Genomic DNA, 322 nt, shown 5'->3' with positions numbered 1-322 from the left:
AAAATTGCATTTTGTGCTAATGTTATGCCTTAATGTTATGACATTAGGAGTTTACGATGCGATTGAAACCACGCCAGGTAGAAGCATTTCGAAGCGTTATTATGACAGGCAGTGTCACATCTGCATCTGAAATGATGAATATTACCCAGCCCGCAGTCAGCCGTTTGATCCGTGATCTTGAAGACGCGGTTAAAATGTCATTATTCGAACGGGGCGGTGCACGTCTCATTCCAACGGCTGTAGGTGTCCAATTTTATCGGGAAGTGGAGAGACTCTATCTGGGGCTCGATCAGCTCTCACAGGCTGCCAATGATATTCGTCA

1 protein-coding gene is annotated in these 322 nt (G+C 45.3%); it reads left to right on the top strand.

Going from position 1 to position 322, the window contains the following annotated elements:
• Positions 1 to 56 precede the first annotated feature (56 nt).
• On the top strand, positions 57 to 322 hold a 266-nt coding region (locus HBA93_RS20000), incomplete at its 3' end, for a LysR family transcriptional regulator (protein ID WP_221724444.1).

It is taken from the genome of Ochrobactrum sp. SFR4 (assembly GCF_019730395.1).
Lineage (GTDB): Bacteria > Pseudomonadota > Alphaproteobacteria > Rhizobiales > Rhizobiaceae > Pseudochrobactrum.
Note: the sequence above shows the minus strand (reverse complement) of the source record. Positions and strands in the feature narration are given on the sequence as shown.